General features: G+C 65.5%; 21 protein-coding genes and 1 pseudogene. 10 read left to right on the top strand and 12 right to left on the bottom strand.

Going from position 1 to position 22543, the window contains the following annotated elements:
* Nucleotides 1-297 precede the first annotated feature (297 nt).
* The 3 genes from folP to ACJYUO_RS05535 form a co-directional block, all read right to left on the bottom strand.
* On the bottom strand, nucleotides 298-1491 hold the full coding sequence (folP, locus tag ACJYUO_RS05545; protein WP_494344385.1) for a dihydropteroate synthase: 1194 nt from the start codon (nucleotides 1489-1491) through the stop codon (nucleotides 298-300).
* 66 nt (nucleotides 1492-1557) lie between these two features.
* Nucleotides 1558-2811 (bottom strand): AMP-binding protein, encoded by a 1254-nt coding sequence (locus tag ACJYUO_RS05540; protein WP_494344384.1) that lies wholly within the window; start codon nucleotides 2809-2811, stop codon nucleotides 1558-1560.
* Between the two features lie 195 nt (nucleotides 2812-3006).
* On the bottom strand, nucleotides 3007-4242 hold the full coding sequence (locus ACJYUO_RS05535; RefSeq protein WP_494344383.1) for a Cdc6/Cdc18 family protein: 1236 nt from the start codon (nucleotides 4240-4242) through the stop codon (nucleotides 3007-3009).
* A gap of 890 nt (nucleotides 4243-5132) precedes the next feature.
* Between ACJYUO_RS05535 and ACJYUO_RS05530 the strand changes: the two genes are divergently transcribed.
* Both ACJYUO_RS05530 and ACJYUO_RS05525 read left to right on the top strand, forming a co-directional pair.
* Nucleotides 5133-5900, top strand: coding sequence for an RNA methyltransferase (locus ACJYUO_RS05530; RefSeq protein WP_494344382.1), 768 nt, complete (start codon nucleotides 5133-5135; stop codon nucleotides 5898-5900).
* 85 nt (nucleotides 5901-5985) lie between these two features.
* Nucleotides 5986-6938, top strand: a pseudogene (locus ACJYUO_RS05525) (hypothetical protein).
* A 57-nt stretch (nucleotides 6939-6995) separates the two neighbouring features.
* On the opposite strand, the gene ACJYUO_RS05520 reads toward ACJYUO_RS05525, so the two are convergent.
* On the bottom strand, nucleotides 6996-7661 hold the full coding sequence (locus ACJYUO_RS05520) for an HTH domain-containing protein (protein WP_494344381.1): 666 nt from the start codon (nucleotides 7659-7661) through the stop codon (nucleotides 6996-6998).
* Between the two features lie 155 nt (nucleotides 7662-7816).
* Nucleotides 7817-8767, bottom strand: coding sequence for a DMT family transporter (locus ACJYUO_RS05515; protein WP_494344380.1), 951 nt, complete (start codon nucleotides 8765-8767; stop codon nucleotides 7817-7819).
* Between the two features lie 180 nt (nucleotides 8768-8947).
* Here ACJYUO_RS05515 and ACJYUO_RS05510 point away from each other — a divergent pair, with 180 nt between their 5' ends.
* Nucleotides 8948-9430: an Lrp/AsnC family transcriptional regulator gene (locus ACJYUO_RS05510; protein ID WP_494344379.1), complete on the top strand. Its 483-nt coding sequence runs from the start codon at nucleotides 8948-8950 to the stop codon at nucleotides 9428-9430.
* A gap of 30 nt (nucleotides 9431-9460) precedes the next feature.
* Here ACJYUO_RS05510 and gatE read toward each other — a convergent pair whose 3' ends face one another.
* From gatE to btuC, 3 genes are all read right to left on the bottom strand, one after another.
* Nucleotides 9461-11377, bottom strand: a complete 1917-nt coding sequence (gatE, locus tag ACJYUO_RS05505; protein WP_494344378.1) for a Glu-tRNA(Gln) amidotransferase subunit GatE — start codon at nucleotides 11375-11377, stop codon at nucleotides 9461-9463.
* Nucleotides 11378-11444: 67 nt separating this feature from the next.
* Entirely contained in the window at nucleotides 11445-12809 is a 1365-nt protein-coding gene (locus tag ACJYUO_RS05500) for an ATP-binding cassette domain-containing protein (RefSeq protein ID WP_494344377.1), read from the bottom strand.
* Nucleotides 12806-13903, bottom strand: coding sequence for a vitamin B12 ABC transporter permease BtuC (gene btuC, locus ACJYUO_RS05495; RefSeq protein ID WP_494344376.1), 1098 nt, complete (start codon nucleotides 13901-13903; stop codon nucleotides 12806-12808). Before btuC ends, ACJYUO_RS05500 begins: the two co-directional genes overlap by 4 nt.
* 60 nt (nucleotides 13904-13963) lie before the next feature.
* Between btuC and ACJYUO_RS05490 the strand changes: the two genes are divergently transcribed.
* From ACJYUO_RS05490 to ACJYUO_RS05475, 4 genes are all read left to right on the top strand, one after another.
* On the top strand, nucleotides 13964-15025 hold the full coding sequence (locus ACJYUO_RS05490) for a PGF-CTERM-anchored ABC transporter substrate-binding protein (RefSeq protein WP_494344375.1): 1062 nt from the start codon (nucleotides 13964-13966) through the stop codon (nucleotides 15023-15025).
* A gap of 115 nt (nucleotides 15026-15140) precedes the next feature.
* Entirely contained in the window at nucleotides 15141-15419 is a 279-nt protein-coding gene (gene srp19 / locus ACJYUO_RS05485; RefSeq protein WP_494344374.1) for a signal recognition particle subunit SRP19, read from the top strand.
* Complete coding sequence (locus ACJYUO_RS05480; protein ID WP_494344373.1) at nucleotides 15419-15673, top strand: H/ACA ribonucleoprotein complex subunit GAR1; 255 nt, start codon at nucleotides 15419-15421, stop codon at nucleotides 15671-15673. Before srp19 ends, ACJYUO_RS05480 begins: the two co-directional genes overlap by 1 nt.
* 124 nt (nucleotides 15674-15797) lie before the next feature.
* Nucleotides 15798-16844, top strand: coding sequence for a presenilin family intramembrane aspartyl protease PSH (locus ACJYUO_RS05475; protein WP_494344372.1), 1047 nt, complete (start codon nucleotides 15798-15800; stop codon nucleotides 16842-16844).
* Nucleotides 16845-16890: 46 nt separating this feature from the next.
* Here ACJYUO_RS05475 and ACJYUO_RS05470 read toward each other — a convergent pair whose 3' ends face one another.
* The 3 genes from ACJYUO_RS05470 to cysS form a co-directional block, all read right to left on the bottom strand.
* Nucleotides 16891-17598, bottom strand: coding sequence for a DUF6517 family protein (locus tag ACJYUO_RS05470; protein ID WP_494344371.1), 708 nt, complete (start codon nucleotides 17596-17598; stop codon nucleotides 16891-16893).
* An 89-nt stretch (nucleotides 17599-17687) separates the two neighbouring features.
* On the bottom strand, nucleotides 17688-18821 hold the full coding sequence (locus ACJYUO_RS05465; protein WP_494344438.1) for a PAS domain-containing sensor histidine kinase: 1134 nt from the start codon (nucleotides 18819-18821) through the stop codon (nucleotides 17688-17690).
* 61 nt (nucleotides 18822-18882) lie between these two features.
* On the bottom strand, nucleotides 18883-20397 hold the full coding sequence (gene cysS, locus ACJYUO_RS05460; RefSeq protein WP_494344370.1) for a cysteine--tRNA ligase: 1515 nt from the start codon (nucleotides 20395-20397) through the stop codon (nucleotides 18883-18885).
* Between the two features lie 359 nt (nucleotides 20398-20756).
* On the opposite strand from cysS, the gene ACJYUO_RS05455 reads away from it, so the two are divergent.
* The gene (locus tag ACJYUO_RS05455) at nucleotides 20757-21149 is read left to right on the top strand and encodes a helix-turn-helix domain-containing protein (protein ID WP_494344369.1); all 393 of its coding nucleotides are present in this window, start codon (nucleotides 20757-20759) and stop codon (nucleotides 21147-21149) included.
* A 12-nt stretch (nucleotides 21150-21161) separates the two neighbouring features.
* Here the strand turns inward: ACJYUO_RS05455 and ACJYUO_RS05450 are convergent, their stop codons facing one another.
* Nucleotides 21162-21722, bottom strand: a complete 561-nt coding sequence (locus ACJYUO_RS05450) for a DUF7523 family protein (RefSeq protein ID WP_494344437.1) — start codon at nucleotides 21720-21722, stop codon at nucleotides 21162-21164.
* A 106-nt stretch (nucleotides 21723-21828) separates the two neighbouring features.
* Here ACJYUO_RS05450 and ACJYUO_RS05445 point away from each other — a divergent pair, with 106 nt between their 5' ends.
* Together ACJYUO_RS05445 and ACJYUO_RS05440 are read left to right on the top strand one after the other, a co-directional pair.
* On the top strand, nucleotides 21829-22152 hold the full coding sequence (locus ACJYUO_RS05445) for a NifU family protein (RefSeq protein ID WP_494344368.1): 324 nt from the start codon (nucleotides 21829-21831) through the stop codon (nucleotides 22150-22152).
* Between the two features lie 60 nt (nucleotides 22153-22212).
* Nucleotides 22213-22470, top strand: coding sequence for a BolA family protein (locus ACJYUO_RS05440; protein ID WP_494344367.1), 258 nt, complete (start codon nucleotides 22213-22215; stop codon nucleotides 22468-22470).
* Nucleotides 22471-22543: the final 73 nt, after the last annotated feature.

The raw sequence follows: 22543 nt of genomic DNA, 5'->3' as shown, positions 1-22543 counted from the left end.
GCAGATACCCGTACTCGACACTCGAGCCGTTTGTGTGTTCGGTGTCGGCGGTGGCCTCGTCGCTGCTCGAGCGCGTTCGGATTGGTCGGCAATGGAGTCGCGTTGGGCCCGCCGACAGCACCGGCTCGTTTGGTTCGATAGCCGTCAGTTCCTCGCGAGAGACCCAGTCGTCACTGGGCAATGTAGCACCACAATAATTCCGTGTTATGGGCCGGGGGTCGCCTCCAAAGTACCCCTACCCGGGAGGCCGCCCGGCGTCCACTCCCACTTTTCGAAGCCTCCGGCATAAGCTTTCTCTTAACGCAGCAGCTTTGACAACTTCGCTCCGAGACCGCCGAAGCGGTCGTTTTCGCCCTCGAGACGTTCTGATACGTCTGAAATACTCCTCGTCGAACCCATGAGAAGGAGATCGGCGTCAGACGCACGTTGGACATCCGCGCCGTGTTCTGCCGCGACCGCGATCAGCCGCTCGCTCGCATCGGCCTCGAGGCCCTCGACCTCGAGCAGGTGGGTCCGCCAGTCGTCGGCGAACGCGGGATCGATGCCGCGCTCCCTGAGCTGAGCTCGGAACTCGCAGGTCGAGTGGACCTCGAGTTCGGAGACCGCGACCCCGTCCCCGGCGACGCTCGCGCGCTCGGTGAAGGCCTTGCCGATCAGCGCCGCGTCCCGCGTCTCGGCGACGTCGTGGGTTCGAATCACGTGTGCGCCGCGCTCGACAGCCATCGAGGTCGCGGCGAGGCTGACCGGCAGCCGCTCGTCGGTCTTGCGGCCCGCGATTTCGCCGAGGAAGTTCTTCCGATTGATCGAGACCAGCATCGGGCACTCGAGGGCGCGGAACTCCCGCAGTCGCCGGAAGGTCTCGCGGTCGTCCTCGAGAGTCTGTGTCTCGCTCCAGCCGCCGAAGGCGGGGTCGACGATCGTCTTGTCCGTCAGCCCGTTCTGTTTGAGCGCCTCGTAGACCTGCTCGACGTAGCCCGCTTTCGATGCCCACTCCGGGGACTTCCGCTCAGCCCAGTCTGTCTCCTCGACGGCACCCGGCCGCGCTATATCCGGCGGGCTCGCCATCTTCGCGACGGCGACGTCGTGGTCCTCGCAGACGGTCGGCATCTCGGGATCGGCGAAGCCGCAGATGTCGTTGACCATGTCGAACCCCCGCGAGAGCGCCTCGTCGGCCACCTCGGCGTAGCGCGTCTCGATCGAGAAGATGGCATCGCCGGAGACGCTCTCGATGGTCTCAAGGGCGACGTGGAGCCGCTCGAGTTCCTCCTCGGCCGAGAGCACGTCGAAGCGCTTGTTCGCCGACTCGAGGCCGATATCGACGATGTCGGCACCCTCGCCGATCAGGGACTCGTCGACGTACCGTGCCGCCTCGCCGGGGTCGTCGTAGACGCTCGGATCGTAGGGGGACTCCTCGCTGACGTTCAGGACGCCCATGATCCGAGGCGGATGGTCGTCACCGATCCCCAAGCCGGCGGCGTCGACGCTGTTCATACCCCGAGTGAGGAAGCGAGACAAAAAGGCACCGCGGTTCCGGCGAACCGGGAACCCCCGGCGCGGTCACCGCGTCGACGCGGCTCGAGCGGATTCCGTCTCCGGTGCGAGGGCGATCCCGTCGTTCCGGGACCGCGCCGAGATTCCGGGCACGATCCAGCGATCGCCGTCGATCGTCTCAGTCACCTCGTCGGTCAGGGCCGATCGCTCGAAGTAGCCGTCCATGAGCGCTGGACCGGTGACCGCGAGTTCGTCGCCGTCGGCGCGCTCGAGGACTCGCGCTCGGCCGTTGGCGATCGGGGATCCGATCAGCCCGGCCTCGAGGTCGGCCGGCGTTTTGCGGTGGGTGAGTCCGGTCTCCGGGAGTCCGAAGAGTCGGACGGCATCGCCGACGCCACCGGTATCGCCTGACTGTCCGCCGATCGCGGCCGACGCGGAGCCAATGACGGTGAGATCGTAGTCGTCGGCCGGCAGGTCACTGTCCCGGAGATCACGGTACTGCTGCGGGGTGAGAAACGTCCGGTCAACGTCGGCGGTCACGAGCAGCGAGCGAATCGTCTCCGACTCCGGCTCCGCGGTCGGGTGGTAGCGCCCGCCGTCGGCGAGCGTCGCGTTCGCTCCGTACATGAATTCGATCGGGTTCGAGAGCGGGAGTCCGCTACAGTGAGCGGCGAAGTCCCCGGCCCCGTCGTCCGTGTCTACCTGGCCGAGCGACGCTCCAGCGGTCGCGGCGGCGGTCACCGTCGCGTGGGTGTAGACGACGGCGAGCGGCGCTTCGCCGTCCTGATCGATGGCTGTCGCGGTATCCCGATGGACGTACGCGATCAACGCGGGCGCGTCGTCCGGTCGACGCACTACGTCGATTCCGGTCCGGGAATTCGAGCCGTTCATGCTCCCGTCATCGAGCAGCGACGAGAGCGAGACGCCCATCCGGGTGTCGGTACCGACGGTGACGGCGACGCGCAGTGACTCGCTACTGGTCAAAAGCGACATGATCGGACTCGAGTCCGTGACGAGGGCCTTCGAATCGGTTTCGCTCAGGACCTGTCTGACCGTCCTGTTCTCGTAGCTTGCGGGCAGCGTCACCGGAACGCAGCCGGCTCGAAGCGCGCCGTAAACCGCGATGAGAAACGAGCGCGGATCTGACGTGTGAACCGCAACCGCGTCTCCAGTGGTGATCTCCCTGTCCTGCAAACCGCCCGCGAACGAATCCGTCGCTGACCAGAGCTGTGAAAACGTCATCGGCTCCTCACAGGCCACCGCCGTCTCACCCGGCACCTCCATTGCTACCGATTGTAGCTCTTTCACGAAGTTCGACATTAGTTTATAGTCCGCTATTGGGTTAGTCAGTTATAAAATTTCACTCGTTCAAATATAACTGGACATACATAGTATTCTCTAGAAGGAGTCCGTTCGATCTGAGACGGTCTTCGGAACGACCGGGCACAAACACAACGAGAGAGAAGAACACGGAGAGGAATCGGAAAGAGCGGTCGGCAGGCCGGAATCGAACCGTTAGTCTTCGCCTTCGTCTTCGAGGACGGCCAGCCGCGAGTCCCGCAAGAGCACTTTCCTGACGATCGAGGGGTTCTCGAGCAAGCGGTGTTTCGCGTGTGCGCCGCGACCGCGACCGCGACCCTCGCGTTCGGACTGGATTACGTTGAGGAAGTTCTGTTCCTGGAGGATTTCCTGAACGCGGCGTTCCGAGAGCACGTCGAAATCGAGCCGGCTGGCGACCTCCTTGTACTGGTTGTAGATGATCTTCGTCGGGAACTCTTTTTCCGAACTGTTCTCGGTCAGCAACGTCAGCGAGTAGAGGATCGCCTTGGCCTGCTGTGGCGACCCCTCGATCAACTCGTTGAACCGGTCGGCTTCGGTCTTCTCCTTGGCGTCGCGGACGTGGTCCGCCGTGACCCGCGTGTCGTTTCGCTTCTTCGCGATGCGCCCCGCGTTCCGGAGGATGTCGATCGCCTTGCGCGCGTCGCCGTGTTCCTGAGCCGCAAGCGCCGCCGTGAGGGGGATCACGTCGTCGGAGAGCACCCCGTCGTGGAAGGCATCGCGGCGCTTCTCGAGAATTTCGACGAGTTGATTTGCGTCGTACGGCGAGAAGACGAGTTCGTCCCGCGAGAGGCTCGATTTGACTCGTTCGGAGAGATGGTCGGGGAAGTCGATCTTGTTCGAGATGCCGATGATGCCGATACTCGAGTCCGAGATGCGCCGGTTCTCGCCGGCCCGGGAGAGCTTCCGGAGAACCTCGTCGTCCTCGAGCATGTCGATCTCGTCTAAGATAACGATGGTGACGTCGGTACAGTGATCGACGGCCTGCCAGAGGCGCTTGTAGTAGTCGCCGGTGCCGAGGCCGCGGTCGGGAACGGTCACCCCGCTCGCGTCGGGTTCGTTGACGATCTGGGCGATCGTCTTGACGATGGACGCCTCGGTATTCTGCTCGCCGCAGTCGATGAAGGCGTACTTGACCGTGATATCGTCGTGGCCGGCTTCGGTGATCACTCGCTGTGTTACCGACCGCGAGATGAGCGACTTGCCGGTGCCGGTCTTGCCGAAGATGAACAGGTGGTTGGGCTCGCTCCCGAAAATCGCCGGATTCAGGGCGTCCGCAACCCGTTGCATCTGCTCGTCGCGACCGACGATCCGATCCGGACCGGGCAGGTGCGTGATCTCGAGCAGGCGCTCGTCGGCGAAGACCGGATCGTCGTACCGAAAGAGCGGGTCTCGATCGTCGTTGGCGGACATTGCAGTACCCGCCTCCTTCCAACTGGATTGAAATAAAGATGTGGGGATCGATCGCGGGTGTAAACCGCCCGTCTCAGCGACTCGAGTGAGGGACAACGGCGGCGTAACCGATACGCATCCCCATCGCCTCCCTCGCGCTTCTAACCGTCGATCGGGACGGGATCGGAGACGGACACCCCCGTCGCGAGTGTAATTCTCGCGGTAAGAGGTCGTTGGTGGGCATCATAGCTCCGTTTTCGGGAACAGATGTCCGCGGTATGAGCGATGGCGGCTGCCCGCGACTCCAACGAGAGTCGACTCGAGAACGGAGCGAGCGAGCGATCCGCCGATCCCACGGGGGACACCCACCCCCGTCGCGTTTGTAACGGCGAGAGGGTGGGGGTTGGAGCGATTCATCCCGGAATATTCAGCAATTGATGCCGGTTTCGAGGCGATCTTACAACCGCGACAATGGTGTGTTCCAAAACAGTACCCCCACACATTAGTCGCCTTACAAACGCGACGGGGGTGTGTCCCTCTCCCACGTATCGCTCAGCGACCACGACTCGAGCAACAATGTCGAGAGTACGCGACAGCTGCCTTCTAACTGGGATTACGTGTTCTCTATTCTACCAACCCATCGACTAACAGACAATAACATCTAGAAACTAGTTACTAGTATATTCTAGTACGGAAACAAGAACAAGAAGTATAGAGAGATAAAGACTAGCACGAACAGTTGGCGACTCGAGAAGCGAACGCGCTCCTTTTTGCGTTCCCGCTCGGTACTCCGGCTATGAACACACATCGTCGGGTCATCGCGGGTGACCGTCACCACCATCTCTGTGCCCGGTATCAAACCGGTACCGACCGCTCGAATACGACCGTCGAGTCTACCGCACTCTCGACCAATGAGTGACGAGTCGTCCGATGCCGATCGTCCTGCGGATCGAACGCCGCCGGCTGTCGTCGTCGTCGACGCCCAGTCGCCCGGCAACGTCGGGACGATTGCCCGCGCGATGAAAAACTTCGGCTTCGAGGAGCTCTTGCTGGTCGATCCGCCAGAACTCGACCCCGACGGCGAGGCCTACGGCTACGCGGGCCACGCTCGAGAGGATATTCTCCCGAACGCCGAGGAGATCAGCTTCGACCATCTCGCCGAGAACTACCATACGATCGGCTGTACGGCGGTGACCAACGAGGACGACCGCGGCCATATCCGATTTCCCTACTCGACGCCCGCCGATCTGGCCGACCGACTGCCGACCGTCGACGCACCGACCGCGCTCGTCTTCGGCCGCGAACGCGTCGGCCTAACGAACGAGGAACTCTCACGGATCGACGAGATCTGCTCGATTCCCGCAAACGCCGAGTATCCCGTCCTCAATCTCGGGCAGGCAGCGACGATTACGCTCTACGAACTCCGCGGACTCGCCCTCGCGGACGACGACACGCAGTTGCCCGACCTCGAGCGCGTCCGCGCTCCAGAACCCACCGTCGATCGGCTCTACGACCAGTGGGCGGCACTCCTCGAGGAGATCAACCGTCCCGAGGAGAAGCGGGACAAGACGATGCGGATGCTCCGTCGGGTGTTCGGACGGGCCGATCTGACCGAGCGCGAAGCGAACACGCTGCTGGGACTCCTTCGGCGGGCAACCGAACGGCCGGCCGAGGACTGACTGCGATCGAGACCTGTCAAACCCCTCAAAACAGCCGCGCTCGCGGCCAGTACAGTAATACGATCGCAGTAACCAGCACCACTGAATGACTGACCTTCGCCGACGGAAAGCACTAGGTCTGTTGGGCGGCGGGATGGCACTTCTCGCCGGTTGCTCGGAGGCGTCCGACGATACCGGGAACGGAGCGACCGACGAAGACGACGGCGCGATCGACGTCGGGACGATGACCACCCTCCTCGAGGACGAGGGTGCCGAGGCGGGCGAGGAGCCGACGGACCCGCTCGTCGGGAATCCCGTCGTCGTCGCGCTGCTCTGTTCGTTCGCGATCCAACAGCTCAGTTCCTCGGCCGGCCGGGACGCCTACCTCGACAACAACGAAACGCCCGACGGCGAGAGCAGTTCGTCTACGCCGACGGCGTATACGCCTTCGTTGGCTCGTACGAGCGCGACGGCCTCAGCGCCGACCTCGAGAGCGCGAGCTACACCGTCGCGGCCGAGACGGACGCGTACTCCGTCTACACCGACGACGGGAGCAACGAGGTGGTCGGCGTCGCGGACGATGTCTACGCCTATTCGTATCCGAACGGCAGCGACGCCGACTTCGATCCGGTCGCGGCCGTCGAACGAACGGTCGCGACGGCGACCGGCGACCGGGAGCCGAAACACGAAGGCGACGCGAAATTCGAGCGCTTGCTCCGGGCCGGCGAGAACGGCGGGATCGCGTGCTGTCTGTACACCGACAGCGAGGAATTCGCCTCGGAGACTCTCTCGGACGACCAGGCGACCGACGAGGAGAGTCTGCAGTTCGAATTCGGGGGACTCGATGGCGCATTCGGTATCCACCAACAACTCGCGGTGACCGGCACCGACGCGGCCGCGACCGCGAGCGCCGTCGTCACCTACGGCAGCGAGGCCGCTGTCGACGAAGCGCGCCTCGAGTCGGCGCTCGGCACGCAGGCGGAAACCGTCGACTTCGTCACGACCGGATCGACGGTCGAAATCGACGCCGAGTACGGTGGGGAGTTCGCTCGAGAGTAGCCCAAAAGAGTACCTGCGAACTCAGCGAGTTCGGTACGTTCGCACACCGACGACCGTCTACCGCGATTCGGCGACCGACTGCTCGCGGTCCTGTTCTCGCTGCTCTGACCGCGACTCGTACCGGCCGGTTTCGGTGACGGTTCCGGCCCACCCGCAGTCCCCGCAGGCGAACAGCCCCTGTCCGTCGATCAGGGAGCCGCCGCAGTCGGGGCAGGCGCTCGAGGCCGCCTCCTCGAGTCCGTCGTCCGTCTTGTCAGCGGAGCCAAAGGGCGTCGGGAGCTCGCCGGTTCGAAGCGTCGCGATCGCCTCGTCGGTAGTGTAGGTCTCCTCGGTGCCCTCGTCGGAGTGCGGGAAGACGCCGACCAGTTCGTCGCCGGCGTAGAGCTCGAGACACACGAGCGGCGTCACGAGCAGCTCGCGGGTCGTCCCGGTGACCTGCGAGGTCGTCGAGCGCTCCCGGAACGGCGGGCGAACCGTCACGCCGCGCTCCTCGGCCCACCCCAGGAACCGCTCGTAGTTCGCGAGGACTTCCTGGTGGGGACTCTCTTCGGACAGCGCGACTTCCTTTGGCCAACTCCGGAGCAGCAGGTCGTCGATCGCTCCTTCGGATTCGCAGGCCTGCAGGGTCTCGATTTGCCGGTCGACCGGCTCGAGCAGCAGCGGTGCGCGTACGTGACAAACCGCCGTAAGTGCCGCCGAGTCGGTGTCTTTCGTTGCAGTCATCGGTCACGTGAGTCGGCAATGTGTATCCGCATAAATGTTTTCGACGACGCAGATATGGCAGCGTCCCAGCCGGCGTGACCGTCAGGGAGAGTAAAGTCAGCCGAGCGGCGAAAGCGGTGCCGTCGTCTGGCCGACCGCAACAGCGCTGCCCGCGATCACGATGTCGTGGTCGAGTGCCCCTCGAGCGCCGAGCGAAGCAGAGAGCGAAGCGCGGTGCGTTTGATAACGACGAAGCCCGCGAGGATCGTCAGCAGGCCGACGAGCGTGAGCGAGTCGACGAGATAGCCCACGACGACCCAGCTCACGCCCATCGCGACCACCGGCTCGGCGTAACTGACGAGGACGACCTGCGTCGCCCCGGCCTGCTCGAGCAGTTCGAAGTAGAGGAAGAACGCGAACGCGCCCGAGACGAGGGTCAGGTAGCCAAAGGAGAGCAGCATCTCGTGGGTCAGTTCGACCGAGGCAACCGATTCGCCGCGGAGGATCGACCAGCCCAGCAAGACGCCGGCGCCGACGAGCATCGCCCACGCCTGCAGCGTCTCGATCGGCAGGGCCGAATCGAGCGGGCGAACGAGCACGCCCCCGAGCGCGAACGCGACGGCCGAGGCGAACACCAAGACGGCACCGATGGCGATCTCGCTTTCGAGCCCGACCGACGAGGGTTGGACGACGGCGATCACGCCGACCAGTCCGAGCACGAAGCCCGCGACGCCGGCGGGGGCCAGCCGCTCCTCCGGGAGCAAGACGCCGGCGAACGCCGCCGTCAGTATCGGGGCCGTGCTGACGATGGTCGCCGCCACCGCCCCCGAGACGTACAACTCGCCGAGATACAGGAGACCGTGATAGAGCGCGATGACGAAGACGCCGGCGATGGCGACGGCCGCCCACTCCGCCCGACCGACCGGTCGGAGTCGATCGCTCGCCACGGCCGCGTATCCGAAGACGATAGCGCCCGCGATCGCGTACCGAGCGCCGGCGAACAGCAGCGGCGGGACGTACTCGAGGCCGATCTCGATCGCGACGAACGAACTACCCCAGCACAGTGCGAGTATCGAAAAGAGCACCGCCTCGCGGTACCCGTCTGGCAGTGAACGCAACATTGTCATACTTCCTTCGAAACTGCTGGCTGTATTTACATCCTTCTACGAAAGGCCGCTGTTTGCCGAATTGAAAATCATACATATGGATGTACTTCGAATACCGATCTACAACCGATGTGTGTCTTGTAGAAAACTCCAATTACATCGGTCGACGAACATATATGTGCCGCGGTCGTACCCGCCGCTATGGACGACCGCGACGTGCGCCTGCTCAAGGCGATCGCCGAACGCGAGACAGGGAGCCCCGAACGACTCCACGAGGCGACCGGCATCCCGATCTCGACGATCCACTACCGGCTCAACAACCTCCGCGAGGAGGGCATCATCGCAAACGACCGCTACGATATCGACCTCGAGGCACTCGGGCTCGGCGTCACCGTACTGGTCGAGATCCACGCCGACTATCAGGGCTCTTACGAGGAGTTCGCGGATCGGCTGCTGACCGTCGAGGGCGTCACGAACGTCTACTTCACGATGGGCGAGACGGATTTCATCGTCATCGCCCGGCTCAGCGATAGCGGGATGGTCGAGCGGCTGATCGCCGAGTTCGAGCAACTCGAGGGCGTCGAGCGAACCGACTCGACGTTCGTCATCTCGGCGGTCGAGGAACGCGATGCACTCCAGAGCTACGAGCTAGAGACGCTGCTCGAGGAACTGACCGACGAGTGAAAACCGATACTGGCCCGATCGCGACCGGCGTTACGCTCGCTTCTGAATCTCTTCGCGCAGGAGTTCGCTCACGAGGTCGCCGTCGGCCTTCCCGCGCAGCGCACCCATGCACTCACCCATGAGCCCCGAAAAGGCCTGCATCCCCTCTGCTTCGACCTGACTCTCGTTTCGGTCTACGACCTCGGCGATCGCCTCCCGGACCTCGGCCTCGTCTGCGCCACCGAGCCCGGCGTCTTCGGCCGCCTCCTCAGCCGTCCGCTCCGGCTCCTCGGCAAGCACCGTGAGTAGGTCCGGCACGCCCTCGTTGGGAAGGTCGCCGTCCTCGACCATGCGGAGGACGCCCTCGAGGTGGTCCCGCGTCAGTTTCTCGACGGGAACGTCGTCCCGGCGCAGTTCGGTCAGCGTCGACTCGAGTGTCGATGCCGCGAGCGTCGGGTCGACACCGTCGGACGAGTCCGACGAGCCTCCGCTCGCGTCGCTCGCGGAGATTCCGTCGGCGACGACGTCCTCGAACAGCGGCATGTACTCGCCGTAGGCGACCTGCTCGGCAAGCCCCTCGCCGAGGTCGTACTCGTCCTGATAGCGGTCGACCTTTGCGGTCAGCAGTTCCGGCTCGGGCACCTCGCTCGGGTCCGGCTCGACGGGCGGTACGTCCGTCTCGGGGTACATCCGCGCCGCGCCGGGCAGCGGCCGCAGGTATCGCGTCGTCCCGTCGTCGTTCGCGCCGCGGGTCTCCTCGGGGACGCCCTCGAGTGCGGTTTCGGCGCGCTCGGCGGCGGCCTCGATAGCCGATTCGGCCACCTCGGTGTCGGCGGCGACGATGGCGACGGCGTCGTCGGGACCGGCCCCCACCGCGTCGCGCAGGGCCGCGACCTCCCCGTCAGTCACGCCGTAGGCCGGCAGTTCGTCGGTGTGGAAGATCCCGCCCGCGCCGTGGCGCTTCGCGTGATCCGAGAGTTCGGTGCCGAGCCGCCGATCCGGGGCGATCTCGCGGCCCACGATGCCGTCGAAACCGTACAGCGGCACCGCCATCACGGAGCCGCCCGAACTGAGCGCGCCGCCGATGACGCCGCTCTCGGTCCCCTCGAAGACCGCAGTCACGTCCTGTACGTCGCCGACCGACGCCTCGCGCGTCTCGAGTTCGTCCCGAATCTCGACGAGTTCGGCCTGCCGGCCGACCTCGTTGCGCACGATATCGTCGATATCGTCCAGGCTCTGGACACCCTTGATCTCGACGCGAGCGCCCTCCTCGATGGAGACGTTGACGTCCTGTCGGATCGTCCCCAGCCCGCGCTTTACCTTCCCGGTCGAGCGCAGGAGCATCCCGATCCGCTCGGCCGCTTCGAGGGCCTGCTCGGGGCTCGAGATGTCAGGACTCGTCCCGATTTCGACCAGCGGAATTCCCAGCCGATCGAGGCTGTAGCACACGCCCTCCTCCGTCTCTTCGACGCGCTGGGCGCTCTCCTCCTCGAGCAGCATGTCCTCGATGCCGACGGTGCCCTCGCTGGTCTCGATTTCGCCGTCGGTGGCGATCAGCGACGAGCGCTGGAAGCCCGTCGTGTTCGAGCCGTCGACGACGATCTTGCGCATGACGTGGGCCTGATCGACGGGGCTCATGTCCATGAGCTGGGCGACCTCAAGGGTCGTCTCGAGGGCTTCCTCGTCGAGCTCGTGGGGCGGTTCGTCGTCTTCCTCGACGAGGCAGGTCGTGTCGTAGGCGAGATATTCGAACTCGCGTTCGACCTTGCTCTCCTCGACGGCGGCGTCGTCGAGTTCGCCCAGTTCGCTCCGCGTCGGGTGCAGATAGCGCGTGAACGAACGCGACGACGCTTCGGGTTCGCGGAGCTCGGTCGGACACTGGCAGAACAGCTTCGTCGCCGTATCGAGTTGCTGGTGGATCTCCAGCCCGGCGACGAGTCCGAGGGACTCGTAATCGTACTCGGTCATTGGCGGCCACTCGGTGGCGGAGGGGTAAAAAACCGTCCAGTCCGGCTGTCCCCGTCGATCGGTTCCGTTAGTCCTCGGCAGGGTCGGCCGAGTCGGCCGAGGACACTGACTGAGTCCACCGCGCGGCCGCTTCGGAGACCACCGCCAGCACCGTCTCCGGCGTCGCCTCGAGCGCACGCTCTCCGTTCCGAGCCCAGCGCTGGTCTCGGCTGGCGGCGTCTCCTATCACCGAATCCGAGCGCGACGAGTCGGCGGCCGACCGGTCTCGGACGACGACAAGCGGTACCGTTCCGTCCAGTCGCTCGAGGATTCCCTCGCCGGCACCGCCGACGCCCGCAGCGACCGCCACATCGGCCTCGCGAACCAGCCGTTCGGATTCGGCCCGATCCGCGGGGGAAAGCGGCGTGAACGGCTCGAGTTCGAGCGCGTCGATCTCGAGCGAACGGGCCGTCTCGGCCGCCGCATCGCCGCTCGTGACCGGACCGAGCGTCGTTTCGATCCCCGCGGCCTCGAGGCGGGCGACGACGCCGGAAGCGGCCGAGCCGGACCCGAGTACGTGTACTCGATCCGGAAGCGACACCGCCTCGCGGTCGGTCGCGAACGCGGTCACCGTCTCGGTCCCCGTCACCGGGTTCGGCGTCACGACCGCGTTCGCGTCGAACGACTCCGCGAGCGCGCCGCTGGTCACCACTTCTGACGGCGGGCCGTCCCGGGCGACCGCTCCGTCGGCGAGCAACACGATCCGGTCGCAGTAGCGCGCCGCCAGATCCAGATCGTGGATCGCCGCGACCACGGTCCGGCCCTCCCCGACCAGTTCGCGGACCAACTCGAGGGTCTCGACCCGATGGTTGATGTCGAGGCTCGCCGTCGGCTCGTCGAGCAGCATGACCGGCGTCGCCTGGGCGATCGCTCGCGCCAGCACGACCCGCTGGCGCTGGCCGCCGCTGACCTCGTCGATCGGCCGGTCCGCGAGGTCGGCCGTGCGGGTCCGCTCGAGGGCGCGTTCGACCGCGGCGCGGTCCTCGGGCGACGGCGAGGAAAACCGCGAGCGGTGGGGATGGCGCCCCATCTCGACGACGTCCCGGACGGGAAACGAAAACGAGAGCGACGTGTCCTGTGGCACGACGGAAACGAGCCGGCTCGAGGCCCGCGAGGACGCGTCGTGAACGTCGACGCCGTCCACCGCGATCGTTCCCGAATCGGGATCGAGCGCGCCGCTGATGAGCCGAAGCAGCGTCGTCTTCCCGGCCCCGTTCGGCCCGACGAAGCCGACGAGTTCTCCGGACTCGATCTCGAGGGAAACGTCCTCGAGCACCGAGAGGTCACCGAACGATAGCGAGCAGCCGTCGACGGTGATCGTCGCCGAATCGCGGCCGGTGATTTCGTTCCCGTCCCCGTTCCCGGATTCGGATTCGGAGTCGGGGTCGCTCACAGCGAGTGCACCTCCCGGCGGGTGAGCAGGAACAGGAAAAACGGCGCGCCTAGCGCGGCCGTGATGATTCCGACCGGGACGACGGCCGGTCCCGCCCGGGCGAGGGTATCCGTCGCGACGAGGAAGGAGGCCCCCGCGAGCGCGCTCGTCGGCAACAGGATACGGTGGTCAGGGCCGACGATCAACCGCATGATGTGCGGGACGACGAGGCCGACGAAGCCGATGACACCCGCGACCGCAACCCCGGCAGCGGTGACGACGCTCGCGAGCGCGAGCAAGAGCAGTTTGGTCCGCTCGACCTCGATCCCGAGGTGGTGGGCGTCCTCCTCGCCGAGCAGGAGGACGTTCAGTTCCCGCCGGAACGCACAGAGGATCAGCACGCCGATCAGCGCGATCGGCAGGGCGAAGCGCACGTCGCTCCACTGGCTGTTGTTGAGATGGCCCATCATCCAGAAGACGGCCTCCCTGAGCGAATCGCCGCTGTGGACGAGCATATAGGAGATCATCGCGCCGAGAAAGGCCTGGACCGCGACGCCGGCGAGCAACAGCGTCGCGACCGGCGTCCGACCGCCGTCGGTCGCGATCCCGTAGACGAGAAACGCCGTCCCGAGCGCGCCGACGAACGCCGAGAGGTGGAGGCCGCCGAACGGAATCAGCGCCGGGAACGCGATTGCGGCCACCGCGCCCGCGGCAGCCCCCGACGACACGCCGATGATCGACGGATCGGCGAGCGGGTTCCGAAAGAACCCCTGCATCACCGTCCCCGCAGCGGCGAGTGCGAGCCCGACCGTCGCCGCGAGCGCGATGCGCGGCAGCCGGATGTCCGCGACGATGATCTGGCGGGTCGCCGGAACGTCGAACGAGAAGACCGTGGCATACTCGAGTCCTGGTACCGGAACCGAGACCCCGAGGAGCGGAACGGAGGTGCTGCCGACGGTCACGCTCGTGGGGACGACGATCGCGTTCAGCATCGCCATCGCGACCGTCACGAGGTCGATCCTGACCGGGCCGAGCGCGGCGCTCGTGAGGGTAACGGCGACCAGCAAGATGAGGAGTCCGGCCGACCACGCCGCCGTGCGGGCCGGTCGATACATACACGACAAGCAAGCTTGCAGCAGTCAAATATTTGTTGAAGTGGGGTGGAAGGGGAGACGATGCGACGACAACTTGCCGTCCTCTTGGCCGTATTACTCACCGTTTCCGCGTTCGCGCCCGCCGCAGCCGGGCAGTCGGACGGCGGCGAATCGACCCCCGACTGCGAGTTTCCTCTCGAGATGACCGACGCCACGGGCGAGACGATCACGCTCGAGGAGCGACCTGAGTCGATCGTGGCGCTCCAGCCCAGCGACGCCCAGACGGTGTTCGAGATCGGTGCCGAAGACCGGCTCGTCGGGATGCCCGACAACCCCGCGACGAGCGACCTCGAATCCGGCGATCGAACGGCGATCTCGGACAACTACCAGCTCGTTCCCGAGCGGGTGGTCGATCTCGATCCGGATCTCGTCTTGGCCGCCAACTCGACGGACAGCGAGAACGTCGAGCAACTCCGCGACGCCGGCCTCACCGTCTACCACTTCGACGACGCCGAGTCCCTCGACGACGTTCGCGACAACGTCCTGACGACCGGCGAACTCACCGGCGAGTGCGACGGTGCCGAGGCGACCGTCGACTGGATGGACGAGCAACTCGAGATCGTCGAGACCGCACTCGAGGACGAAGAGCGACCGCTGGCCTACTACGCGATGGGTGACGGCTACACCGCCGGGACGGGAACGTTCATTCACGAAGCGATGACGACGGCGGGCCTCGAAAACGTCGCGGAACGAGCCGGTATTGAGGGATACGGGACGATCAACGCCGAAACGGTGGTCGACGAGAACCCCGAGTGGATCATCCATCCCGACGACAGGGAGGAGCCGCCGATCCACGAGTCGGTGCAGGCGACGACGGCGTATCAAGACGGCAACGTCCTCGCCGTCGACGCGAATCAGATCAGCCAGCCCGCACCCGGAATCGTCGACGCGATCGTGAATATCTTCGAAGCGGTCCACCCTGAGGCCTACGAAGAAGTGAGCGACGAACTCGAGGCGGGTAATGAGAGCGACGACGGATCTGACGACGATGCGAGCAACGAGAGCGCTATCCCCGGTTTCGGTATTACCGCCGCGTTAGTCGCCGTGCTGGCCGCCAGCGCGGTCGTCGCGCGTCGACGATAACCCGAAATCCGATACCCGATACCGCTCGGTTTTCGCGTTTGCCGTTCGAACTCGCGGTGAACCCCGACGTATCGTTTTGAAAAGGGTTTACTCGCCGGCCCTCCCAGCAACGCGCATGGTCGAGAACGTCATCTGGCCCGCCTATCTCGATGCGGCCCTCTCGCGGGCCGAGGGACGGCGCGTGGCCGAGGATCTGGCGGTCGAGGAACCGACGGTCGATGAGATCGCGAAGGCCGTCCAGCAGATCGGGTACGACGCCACGATCGAGCGGGACAAAGCCTACTCCCGAGAACACTGGGCCGACCGAGGCCGGGTCGTCGTTCGCGGGGCCGACGACTCGAAGAACGACCTCGTCCAAGCCGTGGCGGCGTACGTCGTCGCGATGCGGGACTGATGCGCCGAGTTGGGTCCGTCGTCCGCACCGCACAGGGCCTCGCCGTCCTCCGAGCGGACGACTCCGACGGGGACGACGCCGATACCGACGCGTTCCGCGACGAAATCGGGACGATGGTCCTCGACGACAATCTCGAGAGCGTCGGCCGCGTCGTCGATGTCTTCGGCCCCGTCTCCAGACCGTATCTGGCAGTGACGCCGGACGACGGCGTCCACCTGCCATCGCTGGTAGGATCGACGCTGTACGCGCGGTAGCCACAGCCGTTCGGGACTGGCACGGTCGCACGGTCTTCGCCCGCGTAGGCCGGTGGCTCGCCGCTCGATTCCCGACGAATCCGGAGTGGAAAAGCCAATACGAGCGGGGTGCAAACGCCGCGGCATGAACGACCGAACCCGGATCCTCGCCGCCGTCGGCGTGACGGTCCTCCTGTTTCTCGGCGTCCAACTCGGGGCGCTCGCGCTGCTCGAGCCCTTCACCGAGTCGGAACGACAGGCCGTCGAGAACCCCCAAGATCCAACCAACAGCATCCTCTACGTCGGCGTCATGCTCGTCGCGACCGGGCTCATGCTCGCCGCGTTCAAGTACGATCTGGACAACCTCATCAGGCTCTTGCTCGTCGGCGTCAGCGTGATGATCTCGTGGTACGTCTTCGCCGAACTCGTCCCGTCGCTGGTCGGCCCCTTCGTCTCCGATGGAGTCGCAGACGCCCTCGCGATCGCCGCCTCGCTTGCCGTCGGCGCGGCGCTGCTGTGGTACCCCGAGTGGTACGTCATCGACAGCGCCGGGATCGTAATGGGTGCCGGTGCCGCCGCCCTCTTCGGGATCAGCTTCGGCGTACTCCCCGCACTGGTCTTGCTCTCCGCGCTCGCGATCTACGACGCCATCAGCGTCTACGGCACCGAACACATGCTCGACCTCGCCGAGGGCGTTATGGACCTCAAGATTCCCGTCGTCCTCGTTGTCCCGATGACCCTCTCGTACTCCTATCTCGCCGCCGGCAGCACCGACGACGTCCTCGAGGACGGCGGCGACGAGCCCGATGAGACCGAGTCGGACACGGAAACCGACGCGACCGGGTCGGACGCCGCCGAACCAGACCCAGACACTGCTGAAACCGATGCGGACGCGCTCGATCGCGACGCGCTGTTCATCGGCCTCGGCGACGCGGTCATTCCAACGATTCTGGTCGCCAGCGCAGCTGCCTTCCTCGATGTTGGTACGCTCCCGATTCCCGGTATCGCGCTCAACCTGCCGGCGCTGGGCGCGTCGCTCGGAACGATCGCCGGCCTGCTCGTCCTGATGTGGATGGTCCTCAAGGGGCGAGCCCACGCCGGATTGCCGCTGCTCAACGGCGGCGCGATCGGCGGCTATCTGCTCGGCGCGCTCGCGAGCGGGCTCTCGATCGCCGCCGCAATCGGGCTCTAGCGCCCACGAATCCAGCAAGCGAAAATTATCTTTTCGACGACCGCGGTCAGTTACTGGATCTGCCCCAGCCGTCGCTTTCGACGATATCGACCTCGAGGTCGTCGTAGCTCTGCAGGCCGCGGATCAGCGCGTCGATCCGCTCCTGTTCTGACTCCGTCGGGAGCACATCCTCAAGCGGATAGATCGCGGCGACCACGATGTGGTCGTCCTCGTGCTCGCGCTGGACGATATCGAGGGCGACATCGACCTCGAACTCGCCCTGTAAGGTCGCGGTCCCCTCGTAAGACTCGAGGGAGAATCGCACACCCAGTCCCTCGAGTGCCCGACCGCCGACGGCGCGGACGATCTCGAGGCCCTCGTACTGTCCCTGAATGCGGGCCGCAATGTCCCTGTTCGAGAGGTCGCTGATCGGGTTGAAGTCCTCGCCACCGACGCTGACCTGCGGCGTCGTACCGACGCCGAACGCGCCGGCCCGGACCGGCTCGTCGCCGAACCGCCCGGACGGCAGATCGATCGATCGGTCGTACGTGCTGAGGTAGCTCGTCGCCTCGACGTCCTCGCCGCCGACCTGTCGCTCGTCGACGCGCTTTCGCGTGCCCCGATACTCGTAGCCGGTTTCTGACGCCGCATCCTCGGAGACACGTGCCGGTGCCGCGGTAAACGTCGTTGCATCGTCGGCGACCCCGCTGAGGCAACCGGCCGCCGTGCCGACGCCGCCAGCCGCGAGCGCGCCGAGGAACTGCCGTCGGTCCATGTCACTCACTCCGACCAGCGTCGGAGAAATAAGCACCGCGGTGGTCTTCACTCCCTGATGACGGTCCCTCGAGATCACAGGTCCGTCGCCTACACGCCGATCATCGAGACGCCCCGGACTTCGAATCTGGCACCGCCGTCGCTGCCCGTCGTCACCGAAACCGACCAGTCGTGTGCGTCGGCGACCGTCCGAACGATCGCGAGGCCGAAGCCCGAGCCACCGTCGCCCGAGTATCCCGACTCGAACACCCGGTCGCACCGATCGGTCGGAATTCCCGGCCCATCGTCTTCGATATAGAACCCGTCGAACGCGGTCTCTTCGCCCGACCAATCCCCGACCTCTTCCCCGATGCCGTCCTCTCCCAACATCGGGGCGGAGGTACTATCGGCTCTCGTCTCTCGCTCGAGCGCCCCGATCTCGACGTGGGGGTGATCGCCGGCGTGTTCCACGGCGTTTCGGAACAGGTTCTCGAAGAGGTGACTCACGAGCGAGGCGTCCGCACGGATCGCGACATCGTCGCGGATCGAAACGGTCGCCGACCCGGTTCGGACGGTGGTCCACGCGGTTTCGACTGCGGTCGCGAGCGGAATCAGTTCGGTCTCCTCGACCACGTCGACGGTGACGAGCACCAACGCATCGTCGATGATCGACTCCATGCGCTCAAGCGACGACCGCAACGGACTGGGGCCGTCGTCGCCATCCCGCTCGAGGGCGACATCGTCGTCCAACTCGAGCATCTCCGCGTGTGCCAGGGCGACCGATAACGGATTGCGGAGGTCGTGTGAGAGCAGTTTCGCGAACGATTCCATCCGTTCGGCCTGCTCTCTGTTCCGTTGCTCGGCCAGTCGTCGCTCGGTGATATCGACGTGCATCACGAGGACGTACGTGTCGCCGTCGTGTTCGTACGGCGTCGCCTGCATCAGATACCAGCCCTCTTCGCCCGGCATGTGGCAGGGATACTCGAGGCAAAACTCCTCTTGTTCGCCGGCTGTGACTGCCCGAATGCCCCGCGCCGTCGCCGTCGCATCGGCGTCATCGCTGGCATCACAGACGGCGAGGTAGTTACTGCCGATTCCGCCCGCGCTTTCGATCAATCCCTGTTCAGCGCCAAAGGAATCCCACGCTCGGTTCGTGTAGACGATTTCCCCCTCGTCGTCGAGAATAGCGGTGCGTGCGGAGAGGGCGTCGAACCCGGCCGCGACGAACGAGTCAGCAGTCATGATGCTCTCTATGAGCGCAATCTACTTGAGACGTCTTGTCGCCCGACCGTGTCGGACCGAACCGTCACTCACTGGACGGCAACCGATACGCCGACCCGTCGTCCGTGTCCTGTACTTCGATTCCGAGCGCCTCGAGTTCATCGCGCAGGTCGTCGGCGCGCTCGTAGTTACCGGCTTCGCGTTCTTGCTCGCGCACCTCGAGCACGAGATCGACGACGTCGCCGGCGAGTTCCGCCGATCCCGTCGTCTCGCCCGCAAAGGAGAGTCCGAGTACGCCGCCCAGTTCCTCGAGCGTCTCGACGGCGCGCCGGAGCCCGCGGTAATCGTAGCCCTCGAGAGCGTCCCCGTCTCCGCTCGCGGCCTCGAGATGGCGGTTGATCCCCGTCGCGACCGACAGCAGCGCCGACTGGGCCTCCCGCGTGTTGAAGTCGTCGTTCATCGCGGTCGTAAACGCCTCGCGCGCGCCGTCGATTTCGTCGCGGAACGACTCGTCCGTGACCTTCGAACTCGCATCCGGCGAGTCCAGCGCCTCGACGGCCGCCTCGTACCCTCGCTCGAGTTGGTCCCACCGCTCCTCGGCCTCGGCGATCGTCTCGTCCGAGTACAGCTGCTTGCTGTTGTAGGAGCCGGCGGTCAGGAACGTCCGCATGATATTGGTGCCCCAGCGGTCGATCGCCTCCTCGACCGTGACGAAGTTGCCCAGACTCGAGGACATCTTCTCCTCGTCCATCTGGAACAGTTCGCAGTGGAGCCAGTAGTTGGCGAACTGCTGGTCGGTCGCGGCCTCGGACTGGGCGATCTCGTTTTCGTGGTGGGGGAAGACCAGATCCCGGCCACCGACGTGGATATCTAAGGTTTCGTCCAGGTGGGTCATGCTCATCGCCGAGCACTCGATGTGCCAGCCGGGGCGGCCCTCGCCCCACGGGGAGTCCCAGGTCAGGCCCGCCGGCGGGTCGTCGCCGTGGTCGACTCCCTCGTGGCGATGTTCCGCGACCGCGCTCTCGTCGACGCCGCCGGCCTTCCAGAGGGCGAAGTCCGCCGGATTGCGCTTTTCGGTGCGCTCGTCGGGATCGCCCTGTGACTCGATCTCGCCGAGTTCCTGATTCGAGAGTTTGCCGTATTCCTCGAAGCTGGTGACGTCGAAGTAGACCGAGCCGTTGGACTCGTAGGCGTAGCCCTTCTCGATCAAGGTCTCGACGAGATCGATGATCTCGGGGACGTGCTCGGATACCCGCGGATAGACCTCCGCGCGCAGGAGGTTCAGCGAGCGCATGTCGTCGATCGTCCGCTGGATATAGGTCTCGGCGACCGCGCTCTCGTCTTCGCCCAACTCGTCCTCGCCGACGCGGGCGACGATCTTCTCGTTGACGTCGGTGAAGTTCTCGACGTGACGCACGTCGTAGCCGAGGAACTCGAGCCAGCGGTGCATGACGTCGACGTGGACCCACGACCGCGCGTGGCCCAGATGCGGCGGATCGGAGACCGTCAGGCCACAGTAGTAGAGGAGAACGTTCTCGGGGTCCCGTGGCTCGAACGGCTCTTTTGCGCCCGTCAACGTGTTCGTCACGTGCAGGGTCATTACGCGCACTTCCTCCGGACGAAAGTTAAAGCGTGTGATGACACGTGGACGAGGCGCTCGCGGAGGATCGCCGCGAGAACAGATCGCCATTCAACGCGATACTGCCGTCGCCGGCGTGGACGACACCGAAGACGGCGCGACCCCGACGGAATCCGGCGAGCGAAGCCGACCTCGACAGCTAACCGTCATTGATCGAGCGACTCGAGGTCGCTGAATCGCTCGCGGTTCATCGTCGTGAGGACGAACCGTCGGACCGTCTCGATTAACCCGAATACCGTCTTATAAAGAAGGGCGCTTTCAGTAGATCCCGGCCCGCAAACGACTAAGAAACGAAGGGTCGTACGTTACGGTGGGATTCGATGAGGACGGACCACACGCGAATTGACGATCCGGACGACCTCCTCCCGGAGCGAAGCGTCCTCTCACTCGAGGAGTACCTCGAGATGCAGGCCGCGATCGGCAACCGGACCCGCTTCGAGATCGTCTACCGGCTCTCCCGGACGGACGAACTGACGCCCACGGAACTCGATTCGATGATGGACGTCGACGACAGCACCCTCCACTACCATCTCGGCAAACTCCAAGACGTGGGGTTAATCGAAAAGCGCGTCCGGACCGAACGGGACAGCGAGGGGCTGTACACGTACTACAGGGCGACGATCCTCGGCGAGGTCATCCTCGAGCACGGCGTCGAAGAACTCCTCCGCCGCGAGTGGGCGTTCAGCGAGGCGTACGACAGCAGCGAAGACTGAGACGGAAATCCGTCACGCCCTCTCGACATCCGCTCGCTCGAGCGCCTCTTCGACCGCCCGAAGCGCGTTCGCGCCCTCGAGTCGATCGACCACGACCACCATCGTCCCGTCGGCGACGCCCGCCGCGGCCGGGGAGATGTCCTCGAGCGAGAGTCGCGCCAGCACGTCGGCGAGCGCCGTGGTATCGACCTCGCCGGCGGCGATGATCGCGGTCCAATCCCCGTCACAGGGACCGACGGCCGTCCCGCCGACGCGGAGGAGCGGCTCGTCGGTCTCGTCGTCCGCGCCGGTTCCGGCCGCTTCGTCCGTCCCGCGCTCGAGCCGTCCGATTCCGCTCTCCATGCGTACGCGAACGTCCCGCGACTCGGTCTCGTAGGCCGGTAATTCCTCGGCGTACCGGCGCAGCGCCGTCGCGATGGCGTCGGTCTCGCCGTCGACCGCGAGGGTACGGGCAGCGGCGGTGTAGTTGACGACGCCGGCTCGCAGCGCGGTCCGGAGGAACGGGCGGCGGTCGACCGCCCGGCGCGTCTCGGCTGCCAGTGACATAGCGGGGACGGCGTCGCGAGCGGGCATAAAGCCGACGCCATCGCGGCTCGAGTTGCCGTGTCCGTCCGTCCGCGATCCCGGCAAGAATCGGTTCGCCCGACAGTATATACCGTTCCGGACCCTTGGCTCACCCATGAGCCAGTCCGAGCCGGAGCAGTCGGCCGAGGACGCCGTCCGGGAAGACGTATCGCTGTTCCTCCGCCGAAACTTCCCCCAGATCGAGGCCCACGGCGGTGAGTCCGCGATCACCGAGGTCGACCTCGAGGAGGGACGCATTTCGATCGCTCTGTCCGGGGCCTGTAGCGGCTGCGGCGTTAGTTCGATGACGACCCAGGTGATCCAGCAGCGGCTGCCCGCCGAGATCGATCCGATCGACTACGTCGACGTCACCACCGGGTTCGACGGGATGGCCGGGGGATCGTCGGGACGCGACGTGCCCGACGACGTGCCGTTCTGAACCGGGTACGCCACCGACCGCGACCGCGGTGCTTTTGCCGCGAGCGACCAACAGTCCCCTATGAAGCCAGCCGATGTCGAGGAGATCATCGAGTCGAACCTCGAGGACGCCGACGCCACGGTCACGCACGCACGAGACGAACACGACGAGGACCACCTCGCCGCGACCGTCGTCTCGCCAGTCTTCGACAGTCTCCCGCTCGTCCAGCAACACCAAGCGGTCTACGATGCCTTGGGCGATCACATGACGACCGACATCCACGCCCTCGAGCTGTCGACGTACACCCCCGAGGAGTACGACGACCTCGAGGCCGAGTAGCCGCGATCGGTCGGGTTCCACGCTGAACGAATTCCGATCCCGCCGACTCGTTTCACGCCGTGAAGCGCCTTCA

This window comes from Natrinema sp. CRL1, from assembly GCF_059162405.1.
The sequence above is the reverse complement of the archived record's forward strand: the minus strand, read 5'-3'. Positions and strand labels throughout refer to the sequence as shown.